Here is a 19,189-nt window from a genome sequence, read left to right as displayed (position 1 = left end):
CGCAGACCCACATCACGAAGTGCGGCTGGAGTACTAGGGTGTGTCTCCCAAATAGGCGGACCGGGGTGCGCGATGCTTGATCGGTGCCGCGCACCGCTGTCCTGACTGATGCCCAGTGGGCCCGTCTGGCGCCGCTGTTGCCCTCCTCCGAGGGTCGTCGCGGGCGCCCGTTCCGCGATGACCGCCGGGTGCTCGAGGGGATCATCTACCGGTATCGGTGCGGGCTTCCCTGGCGCGACGTCCCAGCCGAGTTCGGGCCGTGGCAGACGTTGTGGAAGCGGCACCGCCGCTACAGCGGCGACGGCACCTGGGACCACATCCTGGCTGCTCTTCTGGTCGAGGCCGACGCCGCCGAGGTGCTCGGGTGGGCGGTCAGCGTGGACTCCACGATCATCCGTGCCCACCAGCACGCCGCGACCCTCAAGCGCGACACAGGGGGCCGGATCGAACTACACGAATCTGCTCGCCGAACCAGCAGATCACGCGCTGGGACGGTCCCGCGGAGGGCTGTCGACGAAGATCCACCAGCTCGTTGACGGGCACGGCCGCCCGCTGGTGGTCCTCCTCGGCCCCGGCCAGGGCGGCGACTCGCCAATGTTTCCGCACCTGATGGCGCACCTGAGCATCGCCCGACCGGGCCCGGGACGACCCCGGACCCGGCCCGAACGCGTGCGCGCGGACAAGGCCTACTCCTCACGCGCGATCCGCCGGCACCTGCGCGAGCGCCGGATCATCGCTGTCATTCCGGAGCCCTCTGACCAGCAGGGACACCGCAAACGACGCGGCTCACGCGGCGGCCGACCGCCCGCATTCGATCCGGTCGACTACCGAAACCGCAACGTCGTCGAGCGCGGATTCTGCCACGTCAAGCAGTGGCGCGGGCTGGCCACCCGTTACGACAAGCTCGCCCTGACCTTCCGCGGCGGCGCCGTCCTGAAGGCAATCGTCACCTGGCTCCGCGCATTGGGAGACACACCCTAGGTCATTCGCCCTATACCGTCGCCACGTCCGCTCGACCAAGGTGATCACCGGACCGAGCGACGCGGAGGAACCGATGACGGCCACCATCGACACGCCCTCCGACGAGGGCGCGGCCGCGGCGGGCCGGGCGCGCGTCGCGGAACTCCTCGCCACCCCACCCGAGACGATCGACGGCGTCATCGCGCACCAGGAACGCCTCCAGGAGATCATCGAGTGCGAGTACGGCCCCGGCGACGGCGTCGCCTCGTTCAACCGGCTGTACCTGCGCATCACCCGCGGGATCCGCGACCAGCTCGACGACGACCTGTTCGCCGACCGGGACTTCCTGGTCCGGCTCGACGTGGAGTTCGCCCGCCGCTACTTCCGGGCGCTGCACGCCGAGGCGACCGGCGGGACCCCACCACGGTCCTGGGGGGTGCTGCTGGAGCGCCGTCGGCACGAGCGGATCTCCCCGGTGGAGTACGCGGTCGTCGGGGTGAACGCGCACGTCAACTTCGACCTGGCGCCCGCGGTCGTGCGGATCTGCACCGTCCTCGGGCGCAGCGCCCCCGGCCCGGCCGAGCGGGCCGACTACCGGGCCGTGAACGACGTGTTCTCCCTGCACATGGTCCGCCTGCTCGACGGCTTCGACCAGACGGCCCCCGGTGAGATTTCGCTGACCGAGCAGCTGCTGGGCTGCGTCGCCGACGTGCCGGTGGTACTGGCCCGCGACGTCGCCTGGCGGCAGGCGCTCGAGCTGTGGGAGCTCCGCTCCCGGCCGATGGAGTACGAGAACGAGGTCGCGGCGCTCGACCGCCGGACCGCGCTCCTGGGGCGTGGCCTGCTCACGCTGGGAGCCCTGACGTGACACCCGCCCGAGTGGGGGGCGGGCGGGTGTCACACCCTCGGTCGGCGTCGGCCCCGCCGCTCGACAGCGTGCTGATCATCGACGACCACGAGCTCGTCGGGTCGTCGCTGGCGGTGGCGCTGCGCGCGGAGGGAGAACCGGCGTCGTTCCGGCCCGCGCACTCCCACGTCGACGTGCACCGCGCCGTCGCGGGGATCGAGCCCGGGTTGCTGGTCCTCGACCTGGACCTCGGGCGCGACGCCGACGGCCGCCGGATCGACACCGTCCCGCTCGTCCCGGGGCTGCGTGCCCAGGGCTGGCGGGTCCTCGTGCTCTCGGGGAGCTCCAACCCCATCCGGATCGGCGCCGCCCTGCACCACGGCGGCTTCACCTGGGTGTCGAAGACGGCCTCGATGCCGGCGCTGGTCGTCGCGATCCGCGAGGCCCGCGCCGGCCGTTCGCTGCTGCACGCCACCCACCGCGACGAGCTCGTGCAGCGCTACGTCGAGTGGGACCGCCGCCAGCGGGCCATCCGCGGACGCATCGCGACTCTGACCCGCCGCGAGCGGGAGGTCCTCGAACTGCTCGCCGCCGGCATGCGGGCGCACGCCATCGCCGAGCACTTCGTCGTGTCGCTCCCGACGGTCCGCACGCAGGTCAGGGCCGTGCTCGCGAAGCTCGACGTCGGCTCGCAGCTGGAGGCGGTCGCGCTCGTGCGCAGCGTCGACGCCACGGACGACACCCCTGGTGGGGTCCTGCCGTGGATGCGGTAAAGTTCCACACGCCCCGCGAGGGGTGGCCGGGACGTGGCGCAGCTTGGTAGCGCACTTGACTGGGGGTCAAGGGGTCGCAGGTTCAAATCCTGTCGTCCCGACAGGTCGAACAACAGCCCGTTGATCTGGGAAACCACCAGGTCGGCGGGCTGTTTCCCTGTCCGGGTGTCGATCACCGTGATGGTCATCCCACAGCCTCCTGGGGACCATGTGGGGACCGCGGGGCTCGTAGGAAGGCCGTTAGCGAGTCCCCGGCGGCCGACACTGCGGCCTGATCCGGGTGCAGGTAGCGCTGCGTCGTGGTCAACGACCCGTGCCCGGCGATCTTGCGGAGCACGTGCACCGGGACACCAGCGTCGGCCATCCACGTCAGGCCGGTGTGGCGGAGTCCGTGGCGGCGCAGGTGCTCGAACCCGAGGGACGCGACGACCTCGTCCCAGTGGGTGGCGTCCCGGAACACCGCGGTGGTGATCCGGCCACCGCGGGGCCCGGTGAACAGCCGGGCGTCGGGCCGGCCCTCGACGTCGTCGATCCGGTGCTGGACCAGGTCGCGTACCTCCGCGATCAGCGGGACGAACCGCGCTCGCTTGCCCTTGGTGCCCTTGTCGACGAGGCCGCCGGGGGAGGGGGTGGTCTGCCGGCGGACCGTCCAGAGCCACCGGCCGGTGTCGATGTCGGCGACCCGTACTCCGGACACCTCACCGATCCGGGCCGCGGTGCACGCAGCGAAGATCGTGACGTCACCCCAGCCGCGGAAGTGCCCGGACGATCGGGCGACCAGCGCGTCGGCCAGGGCGCTCAGCGCCTCCCAGTTCGGCAGCGCCAGCGCACGGGGGTTGTCGAGCTCGTCCTCCGCCTGGCGGAACGCGTACTGCCAACCGGTGACCCGAGCGGGGTTGCGGTCGACGATCCCGTCCCGGACGGCTTGTTCGAGCACACGCACCAGGACGGCGAGGCTGTTCTTCACCGTGGAACGGCTGCACTCGTCGGCGATCCACTGCTGTACCGCGCGGTCGACGGCACCGTTCGTGACCATGCGCACCGACAGGTGGCCGAGCGTCGGCACCACCCGGTACTTCCAGCCCGCGAGGTACGGGTCGTGGGTCTTGGCCTCCAGCCCGCGCAGGGCAATCGGCATGACGGTGTCGCCGTAGTCGGCGAGCGTGCGGGTAGCGGTGAGCGGGTCGACCCCGGACGTGGCGAGCCGCTGGACCTGCTCGATCCAGCTCTGGGCCGCGGCGGCGGTGTCGAACGCCTCCGACTTGGATCGCCGCTGCCGCGTGGCCGGGTCCATCCACCGGACGCGCGCCCGATACGGCTGCGGGCGGTCCGGCCGGTGCTCGACGTCCCCGCGGATCGTCACGCCCAGGGGGAGCCCCTGGCCCGGGGAGGCCATCACGCGGCCCTCCCGGGATCGATGCGGCGGCTCCGCAACCAGGTCTCGACGTCAGCGGCCGAGTACATGGTCACCCGCGACGAGACCCGGACGAACGGCGGACCCTGGGGCGGCCGCGCGGTCCGCCAACGACGCACGGACGACGGGTCGACGTTCAGCAGCTCAGCCAGTTCCTCCGTGGAGTACCAGCGTCCGAGCAGTAGATCAGCAGTCATGGTCATCACCTCCGGTTGCGGGGCTTGGTCAGGCTGTCGTGCTGGTCAGTTCCTCGCGCGCGGCACGCCTCCTGGCTCTGGCCTGTGCGGCGGCGGTGTTGGCGAGCAGGGCGTCGGCGGTGGTGTGCCAGCCGACTCCGGCGAAGTGCAGCGCGGAGATGACGACCTCGGTGGTGTCCTCGGCCTCGTCGAGGCGTTCGACGTCGTCGGCGGCGGGGCGGGGGTTGGCGTGGTCGCGTTGCCAGTCCCGACGCGCCTGCCGCAACGCCGTGAGCGTGGTCGAGTAGCGGCGGGAGCGGGTGGAGAAGTGTCCGGCGAAGCCGAGCATGTGGGCCCACCGCCACAGCCGTCCCCAGGACGTCGACCAGTCGTCGGGGTCCCAGCCGACGGGGCGTTGTCCGAGGCGCCAGCAGGCGTCGATCTGGCGGCCGGTGTGGGTGGTGTGGTCGGTGTAGGAGCGCACGGTGTCCGGCCGCAGCCGGGTCGAGAGGTGCCCGGCGGTCTCGGTGGCCTTGGTGGCGTACTTGGCGAGGTAGGCGGCGACGGCGGTCGTGGTGATCTCCGCGGCGTCGTCGAGGTCGCGGGCGGCGAGCTGGACTGGGCGGGGGTCGACCTGCTCACCCCACGCGATCGGCCAGCCCTGCGGCCGGTAGGGGTGCGGGGCCGTGGTGAACGAGGTCTCGGTGACCGCGGACCGCAGCAGCAGCGCGACCTGCGCGGCAGAGATCCCGGGCGGCGGCGACAGAATCAGGTGCGACAGGGCCAGGTCGGGGTCGCGTCCGTCGAGCCGGACCAGGGCGTGCAGGTGCACGGCGCCGCGGGCCTGGAACTCCGCGACCTTCGTGTAGCTCAGCCGGAGCTTGGCGTCGGTGAGCTTCTCGAGCTGGCGCAGGTTGCGGGTGGCGGCGATCATCGTGCGGCGCCAGAGTTCGCCGACGTGCAGGTTCCACACCGCCTGGTGCGGGTGGTCGTAGCAGTCCAGGCACAGCGGCCGGCCCACGCGCGGGTCGTCGGCGGTGTGGCGTTCCCAGCAGGCGTGCTCGGTCCCGTGCTCGCAGCTCGTCTCGTCGCGGCGGGGGCGGCACGGAAGAGGCCGGCCTTTCCGATCGGTGCGGTGGGCGTGGACCGGGCCGAACGAGGGCGCGGTGACGGTCAGGAACACGCACGGGTGCGCGGCGACGCTGGCCGGGGTGCCTTTGCCGCCGACCAGTCCGGCGGTGACGAGCTGGAAGGTGTCGGCGCGGTAGGTCTCGGCGCACGAGGGGCAGACGCTCGCGCGGCGGTTGCCGCAGGCGGTGTAGATCAGCCCGTCGGGCATCTCCGCGGTGTGGCGCTCGCCGGTGATGCGGCCGGTGGCTTCCTCGACCCGGAACACCGTCCCGGACAGGCGGATCGGGTGGGCACATCCGGCGGCAGGGGTGACGTGGAGCAGCCACCCAGCGAAGTCCTCCCGGCGACCTGCGGCAGCGACCAGGTCGGCGGCGGGGGTGGTTCCGGCCAGGCGGGACAGACGTCGGGCCGCGAGGCTGTCGACGGTCGCCGAGCCGTGGCCGGTGCTCATCACGCCACCCGAGCCACAGCGGTGCCGGTGTACTCGCGGGCGGTCCGGGCCCAGTCGGCGGCGGAGCGCAGGGCGCCGGCCTCGGCGTCGGACACGGCCGCGATGTAGACGAGTGGGATCGTGTGGTCGGCGACAGCGCTGCGGGCGAGCACAGACCACCAGCGGGCGTCGCGGGCGTGCAACGCGGCGAGAGCGTCGGCCCACTCAGCGGCGGTGACGGCTCCGCGCTCGTAGCGGGCGCTGGCCTGACGGCGAGCAGCCGCGCACCGACGCAGCCCGGCGTAGACCAGCTCGGCCGTCCTCAGGCGGGCGGTCATGCGGCACCACCGGTGGTGTCGTCGAGGTCCTGGCCGTGGGCGATCCCGGCGGCGAGCCGTCGCAGCGCGGCACGGTCGGCCAGGGCGTAGACCTGCTCGTCGGACAGATGCGCAGCCTTGATCCGGCGCGGGACACCGCCCTCGGCGAGCAGGAACCCGATGCCCTTGGTCTCCGGAGCCACGCTCGCCGCGGAGTGGCCGCGGGAAGCCCAGCCGTGACCGAGCACGATGTCCGAGCTGGCGTCGGTAGTGCAGCGGAAGGCCCACCGATACCCGAACAGGTCCCGCAACGAGGTGGGGATGATGTCCGAGCTGGGCCGCTGCGTCGCCGCCACGACGATGATCCCGGCCGCACGCCCTCGGGCCACCAGGTCACGCACGAGCACGGAGAAGGCTTCCTGCTCGCGCTTGGTCCCGACGGTGGCGGAGAAGTAGGCCAGCTCGTCGAGGACGACCACGATCGGCGGGACTTCGTCGGCGGGGGCGATCTTGCGGCGCCGCTCGTCGTCAAGGACGGCGTAGCGCTGATCCATCTCCGACTGCAGATCCAGCAGAGCCGCGATGGCGTCGTCGAGGCTGTTGGCGACGAACCGGTCCGCGCACGACCGCCACAGGCCGAGTTCGACGATCTTGCCGTCGAACAGCCACAGGCGGCAGTCCGTGGCGAGGGCGGCGTGGGCGACGATGTTGTTCAGCCCCACCGACTTGCCCGCTCCGGGCTCCCCTGCCAGCAGCATGTTGCGGTAGATCAGCGGGACTCGGACCGGGCGTCCGTTCTCGTCGGTACCGAGGTGGATCGGCTCCCAGATCGACGGCCCGGCGTCGGTGCGACGGGCCCGGCGGCGGGCGGTGAACTCGTCGGTCCAGCGGGCCAGGACCAGCAGCGGCCGGACGAGGCGGTCAGGCGCCTCGATCTCGGCCAGCGGCAGCGGCAGGGTCGGCGGGTTGCTCGGCTCAGACATAGTCCGACCAGTCCCCACCGCGCCCGTTGTCGGACGGGCCGTCGAACGCGGGCTGTGGGGCCGCGGGCAGCGGCGGGCGGGATGGCTCACGGCGCGGGGCCGGGACCGGCGAGTCGGGGCCGTCGTGGGTGGGCCAGCCCGGGTCGTGGATGTCGCCGGAGGCGTAGCGGAACAGGTCCGAGCGGATCAGGTTCGGCGCCAGCGGGTCCCGGCGGATGATCTCGACCCGCACCACTGTGGTGAACCGCGGCCACGGGACGACGCGGGCCTCGCGGGCGAAGCACGCCGATGCCAGTTCCTCGGTCTGCTCGGCGACCGCGGTCGGGGAGATCCCGGCGCGCAGGACCACCCACACGGCTTCCCCGACCCGGGTCGGGCGGGCCCACACGGTGAGGGGGCAGGCTCGGGAGCGGGAGTTGAGGACCCGGCATTCCAGGAGCGTCTGGCGGACCCGGTGGCGGGTCAGGACGGCCTGAGCGCGGTGGAACAGGTAGCGCCGTGTGAAGGGCAGCCCAGCCAGCACCAGCGCGACGGCGACGAACACAGCGATGCGGGTCGTGGTGTCCCAGCCGGTGTCGGGTGCAGCGACCCAGCTGCCGGCGGCGTCGCGGACGTGGTCGGGGCCCAGCCACACCCATACGGTCAGCAGGACTGCGACGACGGCCAGCTCGGCCCGCAGCCGCAGCATGAGCGCCAGGACGCGGACAGCGGGGTTCCGGGGTGGGGCGGAGATGATCTCGAAGGAGTCCACACGGGACTTCCCGAGGCCGAACGAGCGGGACGGAGCAGCGGCGCGAGCCATGATCGGGGCCTTCCGAGCGCAGACGGGCTAGAACGGCGGGCGCCGGGGTGCGGGGCGGGACTCCGGGGAAGACAGCCCCGACCCGCACCACCGACCAGACGGGCGGTCAGGAGGCCTTGGACGCCTGCGCGTGCGCGGGCTCGATCCGGTCGGCCTTGAACGCCACACCGGCCCGCTGACCCTGCTGCCACGGGATCGCGATCAGCCCCACCGGGCGGACCTCGGCGCCCTGCTCCACCTGCGGAGCGCCCGGGGTGGTGATGGTCAGGATCTCGGCGCCCTCGGCGTCGACCTTGACCAGCTGCGTGGTGAACAGCGGCGTCCCGGTCTGGCGGTCGGTGCGCTGACGGCCGTCCATGTCGTTCTTCGGGCGCGGAGCCGCGCCCACGGTGTAGCGGGTGCCGGTGATGTCGACCTTGATCGTGGCCATGACGGTCCTCCTGGGACTCGCGCTCTGTCGTCCCGACTCTCGGGGAGCGCCCACCTAGGAAACCGCCAGGTCAGAGGCTCAACCCGCACAAAAATGCGACCCGCACAGGAGTGCGGGTCGCGTGGGGTCCGGCGTCAGGAGTCGCGGTCGGGAAGAGCAGCCACGGCATCGACGATCCATCGCGGATCGAAGTTCTTGACTACCTCTCCACCTGTACCAGAGGGCACAGGCGCCGGCCTCGTGACGTAGCCGACACGGGGGTCCAGGAACCGGACCCCGGCGGCGGTGAGCCGGTCCAGTGTGGCGGTCCAGGCCGGGTGCCCCCACAGCCGGTCGTTGACCATCACCGTCGCCAGCACAGGAGAGCCTGTCCCGAGTGCGTCGCAGAGCATGCCGGTGACATCGTTGTCCATCACCCCGGTGGCGATCTTGTTCGCCGTGTTGAACGTCAGGGGGAATGCGAGGACCCGGTTCGGCCGTGGCGTTCGCCGCTGCTCGCTACCCGATCCACGAGTCGAAGAACGGCTAGCGGCGGCAAGCTTGTCCGGATCGGCCCACTCGGTGCCGGCATCTGTGATCCCGACGGCGAGTTCCCAGCCATGCGCGACAAGTGCCGCGGCAACCTCGGGTGCGCGGGCGGCCAGCGGAGCGCCACGGTCAAGTCCGCTGGCGTGGTGTGTGACGACGACCGCGTGATCTTCTTGTTCGGTCAGGCGCTGAGCGCCGGGATGGTGGTGGTCGAGGTCACCTCCTCACTGCTGGATGTGGTGTCGGGGACGGCGGTGACGCGGGCGCGGGCCAGGACGTCGAGGCCGAGGTAGCGCCGTCCCCTCGGCCCATTCGTCGTGCTGTTCGGCCAGAACGGCGCCGACCAGGCGGGTCAGGGAGTCGCGGTCGGGGAAGATCCCGACGACGTCGGTGCGGCGGCGGATCTCGCGGTTGAGTCGCTCGCTCGGGTTGTTCGACCAGATCTGGCGCCAGACCTCCTTCGGGAACGGGGTGAAGGCCAGGACGTCGACCCGGGCGGCGTCGAGGTGCTCGGACACCTTCGGCAGCTTGTCGGCCACGCCGTCGAGGACCAGGTCGAACTGGGCGTGAACGCTCGCGGCGTCGGGCTGGTCGTGGACCGAGTGCACCAGCGCCCGCACTCACGGCCAGCTGGCTTTCGGTGTCGCGGTCATCAGGTTCGCCGCGTAGTGCGTCCTGCACCTGTGCCAGGCCGTGCCGGGCAGGGTCGCCCCGATCGCCGACACCAAGCCGGCGTGGGCGTCGGAGGTCACCAGCCGGACCCCGGACAGGCCACGGGCGGTGAGGTCGCGGAAGAACCCCAGCCGGCCCGGTCGCACGTCCAGGTGTCCCGGCTCGACTACGACGGGGCCTGACCTCTCACGGGTGAGTCGCCTCGAACCGGCTCAGCATGCGGTCGGCGTCGGCCCGACGCCCGGTGAGGACCTCGAACCCGTCCGCCGCCTGCAGCACGACCATCGGCCCGCCCCCCAGCACGCGGCAGCCTGCCCGCTCGGCCCCGATCAGCAGGGCGGTGCGGCGTGGCCGGTAGACGATGTCGCTGACCCACAGACCTGGGTGGAGGGCAGAAGCGGGTACCGGATGTCCCTCGTGGCCGGTCATGCCGACCGGCGAGGCGTTCGCAACCCCGGTGGCGCCGGTGAGCAGAGCCGGGAGGTCGTCGGGCCGACCCGTGCGTACGGTCCGGTCCTGGTGTCGTCGTCGGAGCGTCGCTGCGGGCGCCGACGCCCGGTCGTGGTCGATGTCGACCACCCAGAGGTGTGCGACGCCGATCGAGAGCAGCGCGTGGGCGACCGCCGAGCCCGCCCCACCGGCACCGACCAGCACGACGGAACGCAGGTCGTCGTCGGCCAGGCCTCCTGGCAGGCAGGTCCGGAGGCTTCGCGCGTACCCGGACCAGTCCGTGTTGTGTCCGATCGCGTGTCCCTGGTCGAAGACGACGGTGTTGACCGCGCCGATGGCGGCCGCGTCGGGGGTGATCGCGTCGAGGAGGGGGATGATCGTCTGCTTGGCCGGGTGGGTGACGGTCACCCCCTGCCAGCCCGCGGCCCGGACCTCCCGCAGGACACCGCCCAGGACCTCGACACCGTGACCGAGTTCGTCGAGATCGAGGAGGGCGAACGCCGCCCGTATGCCGTGGGCGGCGGCCTCGGTCTCGTGCAGCAGGGGTGAGGCGGACGTCGTGATGCCGGACCCGATCAGTCCGGCCCGGTAGGTGGTCGACGGGCTCCCCAGGAGCTCGGGGTCGAGCACGGTCGTGGTCATCGCGGCGGACCGGTCGCGGCGGAGCGGATGCGGTCGCCCTCGCCGAGCGCGGCGGCGATGCGGCTGAGACTGCCCAGCTTGTCCTCGCCGTCGGTCAGGTTGGAGGTGAGCATGAGCTCGTCCGCCTCGGTGGTCTCGGCCAGTGCGTGCAGGCGTCGGCGCACCGTCGCCGGCGAACCGACGGCCTGCTCGTCGAGCAGTCGGGTGGCGTCGTCGAGCTGGTCGGTCGTCCAGGGCAGGGTGGCCGCCACGTCGGGAGCGGGGAACGGGCTCCGGGGGCCGAGCCCGGTGACACCGAGCGCGGGTGCGAGCGCAGGGGCGACGAGCCACCGGGCGTGTGCGTCGTCCTCGCCGCAGACGGTGTGGACGGTGAGCATGGCGTGCGGGACGGAGCGGGTGGGCCCCGGACGGAAGTTGCTCCGGTAGGTCTCCAGCGCCCGGACGGCGTCGGTGGGGCCGAAGAAGTGGTGTGCGAAGGCGTACGGGAGACCCCGCTCGGCGGCGACGAGTGCGCTGGCGACGCTCGAGCCCACGAGCCAGACCTCGGCTGGGGCGCTCGCGTGCGGCAGGGCCGATCCGAGCGGGTCGGTCAGATGGCCGCCGAGCTGGTCGAGCTGCGCGTCGAGGGAGACCGTGGTGCCGCCGCCCCGCCCGACACCGAGATCGATCCTGCCGGGGAGAGAGCCGAGCAGGACGGTGGGACACAGCACAGGCGTGGGACACGCCCGCGACGCGACGGCAGACTGGGAGTCGCCGATCTGTATGCAGATCGTGGTCCCTGTTGCGGAACTATCGCGGTGCACGATCTGACCTGGGCCGATCCGGTCGTCCCCGACGGCGTCCGGGCGATCGGTGCGACCGCACCGTTCTGCTACGGCCTGACCAACTACGTCGCGGCGAACCTGAGCGCCAACGTACTGCTGGCGGTCGGGGCGAGCCCGGCCATCGGTGCGCTGCCCGGGGCCCCGGTCGCCTTCGGCGCCGGGGCGGGCGAGTACGACGAGATCGTGCGCTCGCTGCTCGCACACCGGCCGACCGCGATCCGGGGCAACGCCTCGGAGCTCATCGCGCTGAACGGCGGCGCGGGCGGCCGCGGTGTGGACACCACCGCCGACTCGACCGAGGCGATACCGGTGATCGCGGAGCTCGCGTCGCGGACCGGCGCCGTCGTCGCCGTCTCCGGGCCGACCGACTACGTCACCGACCGTAACGCGACCGTCGCCGTCACCTGGCGGCGATCCGCGGCTGACCCAGGTCACCGGTGCCGGCTGCGCGCTGGGCGCGCTGACGGCGGCCGCGCTGGCCGCGGTCGACGACCGGTCGACCGCTGTCGCCGTCGCTCACGCGGTGTACGCGGAGGCCGCCCGGCGGGCCCGGCCGGCCCGGGGGACCGGCTCGTTCGCCGTCGCCTTCCTCGACGAGCTGTCCCTGCTGGCGGACTGATGCACCTCGCGGCCTTCCTCAACGCCGGCCCGCAGGGCACCGCCGGATGGCGCCACCCGGACAGCACCTCGTCGTTCCTGCGGGCGGAGCACTACTTGCGCGTCGCCCGGCTGCTCGAGGACGCCCGGTTCGACCTTGTTTCATCCCCGACTCGCTCGCCGTCCCACGCAGTCTGGGCGGGTCGTTCGACCCGGCGGTGCGCTACGGGACCGGCACAGATCTCCCGGACGAGCTCGATCCCGAGGTGGCGCAGCGCCTGGAGATCGGCCCGCAGGGTGCTGTCGTCGTGCGCCTCGACGCTCACGTGGTGTGGCGGACCGCCCGAGGACCGCACGACGCCTGGCGGGAGCTGGCCGCCTTCCTCGCCGCGTCGTGGGGGCCGCTGTGGCGCCGAATCATGGTCGAAGGCTCGTGCGAGGAGTCTCCGCGGCAGCATCGAGGAAGCACGTCTCGGGGCCGGTCGCGCGGGCTCAGGTGAGGAAGACCGGTGGGTTCTCCCCGCGGAGCCGGTAGCCGGGCCGGGGCCGCTCGAGACGGATCGACTCGAGCACGGTGTAGGCGTGGTACTTGGTCTGGCTTGTCGCGCCGGCCAGACGCTCCCACCACAGCTGCCCGGTGCTCGTCTCCTTCTCCAGGACGTACTTCGTGGCGTGGTTGGCCATCGAGTTGATCCAGTTCTCGGTGCCGACGAAGACCCGGTCCCATCCGGCACCGTCGAGAATGGTCAGCAGCTCGTCGGAGCGACTGAACCGCTCGACCGCAGCCGTGGCCCCGTCGAGGACGTCGGCGAAGTACTCCACGCAGGTCCGGACATCGTCGTAGGTGCCGAAGTGCATGTGGTGACCACCGACGAAGTAGTCGAAGTCGTAGGCCAGGATCTGCTCATGGGCCTGGTACCACCCCATGATGTTCTGGGAGGCGTCGCAGTGCATGAAGGTGACGCTGCCCGGGCTGACGATGTCGACGACGGTCAGTACCTTCTCGGCCGGGGCGTAGACGAAGATGTTGCCGGGGCAGTGGTTCTCCCCCTTGTAGGACAGCTCGAGCGTCGTTCCGCCGACGACGAGGGTCAGGTCGTCGTCGAAGACCGTCGTCGGCGGTGGGCGCAGCGGGTCGGGGAAGCGTTCGAGGAGCTCCCCGGTGATCCGGTGCGCGACGATCTCGACGTCGGGCCCGTACACGGCGGCGGCGCCGATGTGGTCGGCGTGCCAGTGGCTGTAGACGACGTGGGTGACCGGCTTGTCGGTGACGTCGGCGATCGCGGCCAGCATGTTCTCCCCGATCGTCGGCGGAGCGTCGATGGCGACGACGCCGTCGTCGGTCACGACGAACGCGGCGTCGTAGCCGCCGCTGGTGACCCAGTGGAATCCTCCGCGCAGCTGCTGGACGTGGTAGCCGAGCCGCTGGAATCGCTCGCTGCGGAAGTACGGGGGGTAGTACGTCGCAGGGTCGGCCGGGTCGTCCTGCCCGGCGCGCGGGAAACCGTAGGGGTCGATGGCGAAGAACGCCGGCTCGTCGGTCGCGACGATGGGCTTCTGGGACATGGTGTGGTCCTCCAGGTCGTTTCTCGGTTCGCCGCCGGGGATCAGGCCGGTGGGGGGAAGCGCAGGACCGCCTTGAGCACCGCTCCGGAGGCCACGTCGTCGAACGCCGTGCCGATGTCGGCGAAGTCGTAGTGGGTGGTGAGCCGGTCGACGGGAAAGCGCCCGTCGCGGTGCAGCGAGATCAGCTCGTTGATCAGCAGGGCCGACACCGCGTCGCCCTGGATGATCCCGTGCAGGCTCTGTCCGACGGCGAGCCTCGACGCGTCCACCATCGCCTCGGCACCGTCGTGGAAGGCGACGAAGCCGAAACGGCCCATCGGGGCGAGCGCGTCGACCCCGGCGGTGAGGTTCCGGCTGCGGCCGCTGGTGTCGAGGGCGAAGCCCGTCCCACGGGGGACGATCGCGCGCAGTGCCGCCGCCAGGTCGTCGACCCGGCTCGCGTCGACGACGTGGGTGGCGCCGAGTTCCCGTGCCAGGTCCAGCCGGGTCTTCTCGACATCCACGGCGACGATGGTCGCGGCGCCCGCGATCCGGGCGGCCATGACCGCTGCCAGCCCGACCGCACCGGTCCCGAACACCGCGAAGGAGGAACCGCGCGCCACGCCGAGTGCCGTGAGCACGGCTCCCGCCCCGGTCTGGAACCCGCATCCGAGCGGCGCCAGCACGTCCAGCGCCACGTCGGTGGGAACCTTGACCGTGTTGCGCCGGTGCGCCAGCGCATACGTCGCGAACGACGACTGCCCGAAGAAGTGCCCGCGGGGCTCGACCCCGTCCACCGCGTGCAGACCGTTGGTCCCGTCGAGCCGGGCACCGGCGAAGTTGGCGTCCCAGACCCGGTCGCAGTAGGCCGGGTGCGCGGACACGCACGGCGGGCACACCCCACACGAGTGGTAGGACAGGACCACGTGGTCTCCGGGCTGGACGCTGGTCACGGCCGTCCCCACCCGTTCCACGACGCCTGCGCCCTCGTGGCCCAGCACCGCCGGCAGCGGGGTCGCGATCCGCTGGGCGCGGACGTGGGCGTCGGTCGCGCAGATGCCGGTGGCGACCATGCGCACGAGCACCTCGTCGGCGCGGGGTTCGTCGACGGTGATGTCGCGCATCTCGAAGGCGCCGTCCCTCGTCTCCAGGACGGCCGCCCGCGCGGCCATGCTCATCCGGTGGTCCCCGGGCGACGGGCGGCGGGGCGATCGATCAGGTGAGTCATGGCCTGCTTCCGGTGAGGGTGACGGTGACGTGAGCTGGGTGCTGCGTACTCCCTGCACGCTAGGAGCGATTCGGACAATCCGGATCAGCCGTCCTATCCGCTGTCGGGGCGCGTGCCCGGGCAGTGCACGGCCCGCGGATCGCGTCGGGCCGTCCCGGCGCGGGCGGCGACGGATCGACCAGCCGATCCGCCGGGACGGCAACGCCCCTAACGTCTGCCGACGACAGGTGGACCGCCGGGCCGGGGGAGTGTGGCCGTTCGTGATCGAGTCCGACTACGGACAGCGTCTGGAGTTCGGTGTCCGGCTGCCCAGCGACCCGGCGGTGTCGGTCCGGCTCGCCCGGGCGGCCGAGGAGCTGGGGCTGGACCTCGTCGTCGTCCCCGACCGGCCGGACCTCCCGGGTGCCGAGGCGTGGACGGTGCTGTCCTGGGTCGCCGCCGTCACCGACACGGTCCGGCTCGGTACCGACGGGCACGACGGCACCGCGCGGAACCCGGCGGTGCTCGCCAGGACCGCCGCCGGTCTCGACCATCTCAGCGGGGGCCGGGTCGAGCTCGGGATCACGGTGGGGGAGCCCGGGCACGACGGCGGGGAGACGATCGACGTGGTCACCGGACTGTGGGACGTCCTCGACGGTGGGCTCGCCCGCGTGGACGGGCGGCGGCACCGGCTCGCCGGGGCGCAGAAGGCGGCACCGGCCCACGACGTGCCGATCACGGTGAGCGGCCCGGACCCGCGCGCCCCGGACCTGGCGCGGCTGGCGGGGACCCGCGCCGACGGCTGGTCGGTGCCCCTGACCGGTGCCGACGACCTCGCCGTCGGCCGGCGCCTCGTCGACGCCGCCGCCCGGGAGGTCGGTCGTGACCCGCGCGAGATCCGCCGGTGGGTGACCGTTCCCGCCACGGGCACCGACGGCGGGGCGGCCGTGTTGTTGGAACTCGTCGTCGAGCACGGGGTGGGGACGATCGTGCTCGATCTCGGTTCCGCCCGCGACGCCCCGGCGGAGCTGCGCCGGTTCGCCCGTGAGGTCGTCCCCGCGGTCCGGGCGGGCGCCGATGCGGCTCTCCCACACGGTGCGGCCGGGCTGCGCGTGCGCCGGTCCTCGGCGCTCGCCCGGCGCCGGCCCGGTATCGACTACGACGGCGTCCCGGCCGGGCCGGTCGCCGTCGAACCCGGGGACCTCGCCTACGCCCGGCTGCGCGGGGGTTACCTGCGTGGCGGCTCGCCGGGCATCATCCTGCGGGCCGGGACCGTCGAGCAGGTCGTGGACGCCCTGGGGTTCGCCCGCCGGCACCCCGACCTGCCACTGTCCCGGCGCAGCGCCGGGCACGGGCTGTCCGGGCGCTCCACCAACGACGGCGGCATCGTCATCGACGTGTCGCCGATGAACACCGTCGCGGTGCTCGACGAGGCGGCACGCCGGGTCCGGATCGGACCGGGAGCCCGCTGGACCGACGTGGCGAACGCGCTCGCCCCGTACGGCTGGGCGATCAGCTCGGGCGACTACGGCGGCGTCGGCGTCGGCGGGCTCGCCACCGCCGGCGGGATCGGTTACCTGGCCCGCGGGCACGGGCTGACGATCGACCGCCTCCGCGCCGTCGAGATGGTGCTGGCCGACGGCTCAGTGGTGCGGGCGAGCGAGACGGAGAATCCGGACTTGTTCTGGGCGGTCCGCGGTGCCGGAGCCAACTTCGGGATCGTCACCGCGTTCGAGTTCGTCGCCGACGAGGTCGGCCCGGTGGCCTTCGCCGCGCTCACCCAGGTGGTGCCCGACGTCGCGGGCTACCTGGTCGGGTGGGGCCGGGTGGTCGAGGAGTCCCCGCGCGACCTCACCAGCTTCCTGATCATGCCCCCGCCGAGCGGCCGACGACCCGCGGTGGCACTCACCCGTACCGTCGTCGACTCACCGGACCCGGACACCGTGCTCGCCCGGCTGCGGCCGCTGGCCGGGCTCGCCCCGATGTACGAGCAGCAGGTGGCCATCACCTCCTACGCCGACATCATGGCGAACGCGAGCGACGACGCACCGGTCTCGCGCGGCGAACCGGTCTCCCGAAGCGGGCTCGTCCACCACCTGACGCCGGAGTTCGCGACCGTCGCCGCCCGGGTGCTCCGCAGCGGCGTCGTGCACTGGTTCCAGCTGCGCTCGGTCGGCGGCGCGGTCGCCGACGTCGCCCCGGACGCGACGGCCTACCCTCATCGGTCGGCGAACTTCTCACTCGTCGTCATGGGCAGCGATCCCGACGCCGTCGACGCGCAGTGGGCGTCGCTGGTGCCGTTCCTCGACGGGCTGTACCTCAGCTTCGAGACGAGTCTGCGAGCCGAGCGGATCGACCAGGCATGGCCTGTCCGGACCCTCACCCGGCTCCGGGGGCTCAAGGCGACCTACGACCCCGACGGCGTCTTCGACGACAACTTCGCCCTGACCCCGACCCCGGAAGCGAGTCCCCGATGAGCGACTACGGCCATGAGCTGACCTTCGGCTGCTTCCTCACCCCGGTCGCCGCGCCGCCGATGCGCCCGGTCGAACTCGCGCTCGTCGCCGAACGGGCCGGGCTGGATCTGGTCTCCTTCCAGGACCACCCGTACCAGGCGGCGTTCACCGACACCTGGACGCTCATGTCGTTCGTCGCCGCACGCACCGAGTGGGTCCGGATCTGCGGCAACGTGCTCAACCTGCCGTTGCGTCCGGCCCCGCTGCTGGCCCGCGCCGCCGCGAGCCTGGACCTGCTCAGCGGCGGCCGGGTCGAGATGGGGCTCGGTGCCGGAGCGTTCTGGGACGCCGTCGTCGCCATGGGTGGCCGGCGTCTCGCACCCGGTGAGGCCGTGCGGGCGACCGAGGAGGCGATCGCGGTGATGCGCGGGATCTGGGCGGTCGACGAGCCCGGCCCGCTGCGCGTGGCCGGCGGGTTCCATCACGTCGACGGTGCGAAGCGCGGCCCGGCCCCGGCCCATCCGATCCCGATCCGGATCGGGGCGCTGGGGCCCCGGATGCTGCGGCTGACCGGGCGGCTCGCCGACGGGTGGCTGCCGTCGCTGATGTTTCTGCCGGACGGTCCGGCGTCGCTGGCGGAGATGAACTCCCACATCGACGAGGGCGCAGCCGCGGCGGGCCGCGACCCGCGCGAGGTGACCCGCTACCTCAACATCGCCGGGACGTTCACCGGCACCGGGAAGGGGCTCCTCGACGGGCCACCGGCGCAGTGGGCCGAGCAGGTCGCCGAGATCGCGCTGACCCACGGGACGTCCGGGTTCATTCTCGCCTCCGACGAGCCCGGCGCACTCGAGCTGTTCGGCCGGGAGGTCGCACCACGCGCCCGCGAGATCGTCGCCGCAGAGCGGACCCGGTGAGCCGATGCGGCCGGGCCGGACGATGAGGCGCCGCAACGCGCGGAACGGGATCCTCCGATGACGTGGAGCACCCGCGAGATCGCGGAGATCACGGGCACCAGCGTGAAGGCGGTGCGCTACTACCACGAGATCGGTTTGCTCCCCGAACCCGACCGGGCGCCCAACGGCTACAAGAAGTACGAGATCGGCCACCTGACCCGGCTGCTGCACATCAAGCGCCTCTCTGATCTGGGGGTCCCGCTGGCGCAGGTGGACGAGGTGACGCGGGACGGGAGCCATGCCTCGGTGTTCCGAGCCGTCGACGCCGAGCTGGCGAGGACCGTCGAACGCCTGCAGGCCGTGCAGAGCGAGCTGTCGGCTCTGTCGCTGCCCGGCGCGACACCGGAGGTCCCCACCGAGTTCGGAGCCGTCGCGCCACGGCTGCGGGAGAACGATCGCGCGTTGCTGTCGATCTGTGCCCAGCTCTACTCCGTGGAGTCGATGACCGCGGTCCGGGAGCTTCTCGAAGCCGCCCCGAACGACGAGCTCGACGAGGCGTTCCGGGACCTGCCCGAGGACGCCGACGAACAGCGGAGGCAGGCGCTCGCAGAACGGATCGCGCTGGCGCTCGTGACCGGGCCCGAGCGCTCCGTGGTGTGGCAACCCAAGGCCACCACACCGCGGCAGGCCGCCGCGGCACGCAGGGTCGTCGGCCACGCCGTGGAGGCGCTGTTCAACCGTGCCCAGATCGACGTGCTGCGGCGCGCCCGGGAGATCGACGCAGCAGGGCCCTGAAGCACACGACATCACCACGACCGAGGTGCACGAGAACCATGGACAGTCGTCCGGCCGCCGAGCTCGGCGCGCTCATGACCGAGAAGCTCGCCGGGTTCCAGATCGCCCAGGCGCTCTACGCGGTGGCGAGGCTGGGAATCCCGCAGGCCCTGCTGGACGGGCCCCGTACCGTGGCCGACCTGGCGGCGGAAGCGGAGGTGGACGAGCACCTGCTCGGCCGGGTGCTGCACTCCCTGACCGGGCAGGGGGTGTTCACCCACGAGCCGGACGGGACCGTCGCGGTCACCGAGCTGGGGGCCACGCTCGCCCCGGGG

20 protein-coding genes, 1 tRNA gene and 3 pseudogenes are annotated in these 19,189 nt (G+C 72.5%); 11 read left to right on the top strand and 13 right to left on the bottom strand.

Going from position 1 to position 19,189, the window contains the following annotated elements; genetic code table 11:
• Positions 1-83 precede the first annotated feature (83 nt).
• The 5 genes from XF36_RS35615 (at position 84) to XF36_RS13940 (ending at position 2,681) form a co-directional block, all read left to right on the top strand.
• Positions 84-536, top strand: a complete 453-nt coding sequence (locus XF36_RS35615; RefSeq protein ID WP_060710991.1) for an IS5 family transposase — start codon at positions 84-86, stop codon at positions 534-536.
• Positions 460-981: an IS5 family transposase gene (locus XF36_RS35610; protein WP_414706231.1), complete on the top strand. Its 522-nt coding sequence runs from the start codon at positions 460-462 to the stop codon at positions 979-981. The genes XF36_RS35615 and XF36_RS35610 overlap by 77 nt, the downstream gene beginning before the upstream one ends.
• Positions 982-1,054: 73 nt before the next feature.
• Positions 1,055-1,828 carry a DUF5995 family protein gene (locus XF36_RS13950; protein ID WP_145981361.1) on the top strand — a complete coding sequence of 258 codons (774 nt, stop codon included), beginning with the start codon at positions 1,055-1,057 and terminating at the stop codon, positions 1,826-1,828.
• Positions 1,829-1,896: 68 nt separating this feature from the next.
• The gene (locus XF36_RS13945) at positions 1,897-2,580 is read left to right on the top strand and encodes a LuxR family transcriptional regulator (RefSeq protein WP_060712322.1); all 684 of its coding nucleotides are present in this window, start codon (positions 1,897-1,899) and stop codon (positions 2,578-2,580) included.
• Positions 2,581-2,607: 27 nt separating this feature from the next.
• A tRNA-Pro gene (locus XF36_RS13940) sits at positions 2,608-2,681 on the top strand.
• 83 nt (positions 2,682-2,764) lie between these two features.
• Here the strand turns inward: XF36_RS13940 and XF36_RS13935 are convergent.
• From XF36_RS13935 to XF36_RS13885, 11 genes and pseudogenes are all read right to left on the bottom strand, one after another.
• The gene (locus XF36_RS13935) at positions 2,765-3,976 is read right to left on the bottom strand and encodes a tyrosine-type recombinase/integrase (protein WP_060712321.1); all 1,212 of its coding nucleotides are present in this window, start codon (positions 3,974-3,976) and stop codon (positions 2,765-2,767) included.
• On the bottom strand, positions 3,976-4,191 hold the full coding sequence (locus XF36_RS13930; RefSeq protein WP_060714686.1) for a helix-turn-helix transcriptional regulator: 216 nt from the start codon (positions 4,189-4,191) through the stop codon (positions 3,976-3,978). Before XF36_RS13930 ends, XF36_RS13935 begins: the two co-directional genes overlap by 1 nt.
• 28 nt (positions 4,192-4,219) lie before the next feature.
• The gene (locus XF36_RS13925) at positions 4,220-5,752 is read right to left on the bottom strand and encodes a replication initiator (protein ID WP_060712320.1); all 1,533 of its coding nucleotides are present in this window, start codon (positions 5,750-5,752) and stop codon (positions 4,220-4,222) included.
• Positions 5,752-6,069, bottom strand: a complete 318-nt coding sequence (locus tag XF36_RS13920) for a hypothetical protein (RefSeq protein ID WP_060710821.1) — start codon at positions 6,067-6,069, stop codon at positions 5,752-5,754. Before XF36_RS13920 ends, XF36_RS13925 begins: the two co-directional genes overlap by 1 nt.
• Positions 6,066-7,031 (bottom strand): FtsK/SpoIIIE domain-containing protein, encoded by a 966-nt coding sequence (locus tag XF36_RS13915; protein WP_064485428.1) that lies wholly within the window; start codon positions 7,029-7,031, stop codon positions 6,066-6,068. Before XF36_RS13915 ends, XF36_RS13920 begins: the two co-directional genes overlap by 4 nt.
• Positions 7,024-7,833 (bottom strand): hypothetical protein, encoded by an 810-nt coding sequence (locus XF36_RS13910; protein ID WP_168169515.1) that lies wholly within the window; start codon positions 7,831-7,833, stop codon positions 7,024-7,026. Before XF36_RS13910 ends, XF36_RS13915 begins: the two co-directional genes overlap by 8 nt.
• Before the next feature lie 106 nt (positions 7,834-7,939).
• Positions 7,940-8,263: a hypothetical protein gene (locus tag XF36_RS13905; RefSeq protein ID WP_060712318.1), complete on the bottom strand. Its 324-nt coding sequence runs from the start codon at positions 8,261-8,263 to the stop codon at positions 7,940-7,942.
• Positions 8,264-8,397: 134 nt separating this feature from the next.
• Positions 8,398-8,676: a hypothetical protein gene (locus XF36_RS35220; RefSeq protein ID WP_349675503.1), complete on the bottom strand. Its 279-nt coding sequence runs from the start codon at positions 8,674-8,676 to the stop codon at positions 8,398-8,400.
• A gap of 296 nt (positions 8,677-8,972) precedes the next feature.
• Positions 8,973-9,588: pseudogene (locus XF36_RS13895) on the bottom strand (transposase); the annotation flags it as partial.
• Positions 9,589-9,649: 61 nt separating this feature from the next.
• Positions 9,650-10,555: a shikimate dehydrogenase gene (locus XF36_RS13890; protein ID WP_060712316.1), complete on the bottom strand. Its 906-nt coding sequence runs from the start codon at positions 10,553-10,555 to the stop codon at positions 9,650-9,652.
• Complete coding sequence (locus XF36_RS13885) at positions 10,552-11,265, bottom strand: LLM class flavin-dependent oxidoreductase (RefSeq protein WP_060712315.1); 714 nt, start codon at positions 11,263-11,265, stop codon at positions 10,552-10,554. Before XF36_RS13885 ends, XF36_RS13890 begins: the two co-directional genes overlap by 4 nt.
• Between XF36_RS13885 and XF36_RS35605 the strand changes: the two are divergent.
• Together XF36_RS35605 and XF36_RS34845 are read left to right on the top strand one after the other, a co-directional pair.
• Positions 11,149-11,721, top strand: a pseudogene (locus XF36_RS35605) (hydroxyethylthiazole kinase); the annotation flags it as partial. The gene XF36_RS13885 and the pseudogene XF36_RS35605 overlap by 117 nt on opposite strands.
• Before the next feature lie 79 nt (positions 11,722-11,800).
• Entirely contained in the window at positions 11,801-11,998 is a 198-nt protein-coding gene (locus tag XF36_RS34845) for a hydroxyethylthiazole kinase (RefSeq protein WP_202968573.1), read from the top strand.
• A 470-nt stretch (positions 11,999-12,468) separates the two neighbouring features.
• Here the strand turns inward: XF36_RS34845 and XF36_RS13870 are convergent, their stop codons facing one another.
• Positions 12,469-13,542: an MBL fold metallo-hydrolase gene (locus XF36_RS13870; protein ID WP_082375405.1), complete on the bottom strand. Its 1,074-nt coding sequence runs from the start codon at positions 13,540-13,542 to the stop codon at positions 12,469-12,471.
• A 41-nt stretch (positions 13,543-13,583) separates the two neighbouring features.
• Positions 13,584-14,699, bottom strand: a complete 1,116-nt coding sequence (locus tag XF36_RS13865) for an NAD(P)-dependent alcohol dehydrogenase (protein ID WP_060712313.1) — start codon at positions 14,697-14,699, stop codon at positions 13,584-13,586.
• Positions 14,700-15,009: 310 nt separating this feature from the next.
• Between XF36_RS13865 and XF36_RS13860 the strand changes: the two genes are divergently transcribed.
• The 4 genes and pseudogenes from XF36_RS13860 to XF36_RS35920 form a co-directional block, all read left to right on the top strand.
• Complete coding sequence (locus XF36_RS13860) at positions 15,010-17,205, top strand: LLM class flavin-dependent oxidoreductase (protein WP_202968530.1); 2,196 nt, start codon at positions 15,010-15,012, stop codon at positions 17,203-17,205.
• Complete coding sequence (locus tag XF36_RS13855; protein WP_060712312.1) at positions 17,202-18,101, top strand: LLM class flavin-dependent oxidoreductase; 900 nt, start codon at positions 17,202-17,204, stop codon at positions 18,099-18,101. The genes XF36_RS13860 and XF36_RS13855 overlap by 4 nt, the downstream gene beginning before the upstream one ends.
• A 57-nt stretch (positions 18,102-18,158) precedes the next feature.
• Positions 18,159-18,875, top strand: a complete 717-nt coding sequence (locus tag XF36_RS13850; RefSeq protein ID WP_060712311.1) for a MerR family transcriptional regulator — start codon at positions 18,159-18,161, stop codon at positions 18,873-18,875.
• Between the two features lie 38 nt (positions 18,876-18,913).
• Positions 18,914-19,096, top strand: a pseudogene (locus XF36_RS35920) (hypothetical protein); the annotation flags it as partial.
• Positions 19,097-19,189: the final 93 nt, after the last annotated feature.

It is taken from the genome of Pseudonocardia sp. HH130629-09 (genome assembly GCF_001294645.1).
GTDB lineage: Bacteria > Actinomycetota > Actinomycetes > Mycobacteriales > Pseudonocardiaceae > Pseudonocardia.
This window is presented reverse-complemented; position numbering and strand designations above follow the sequence as displayed.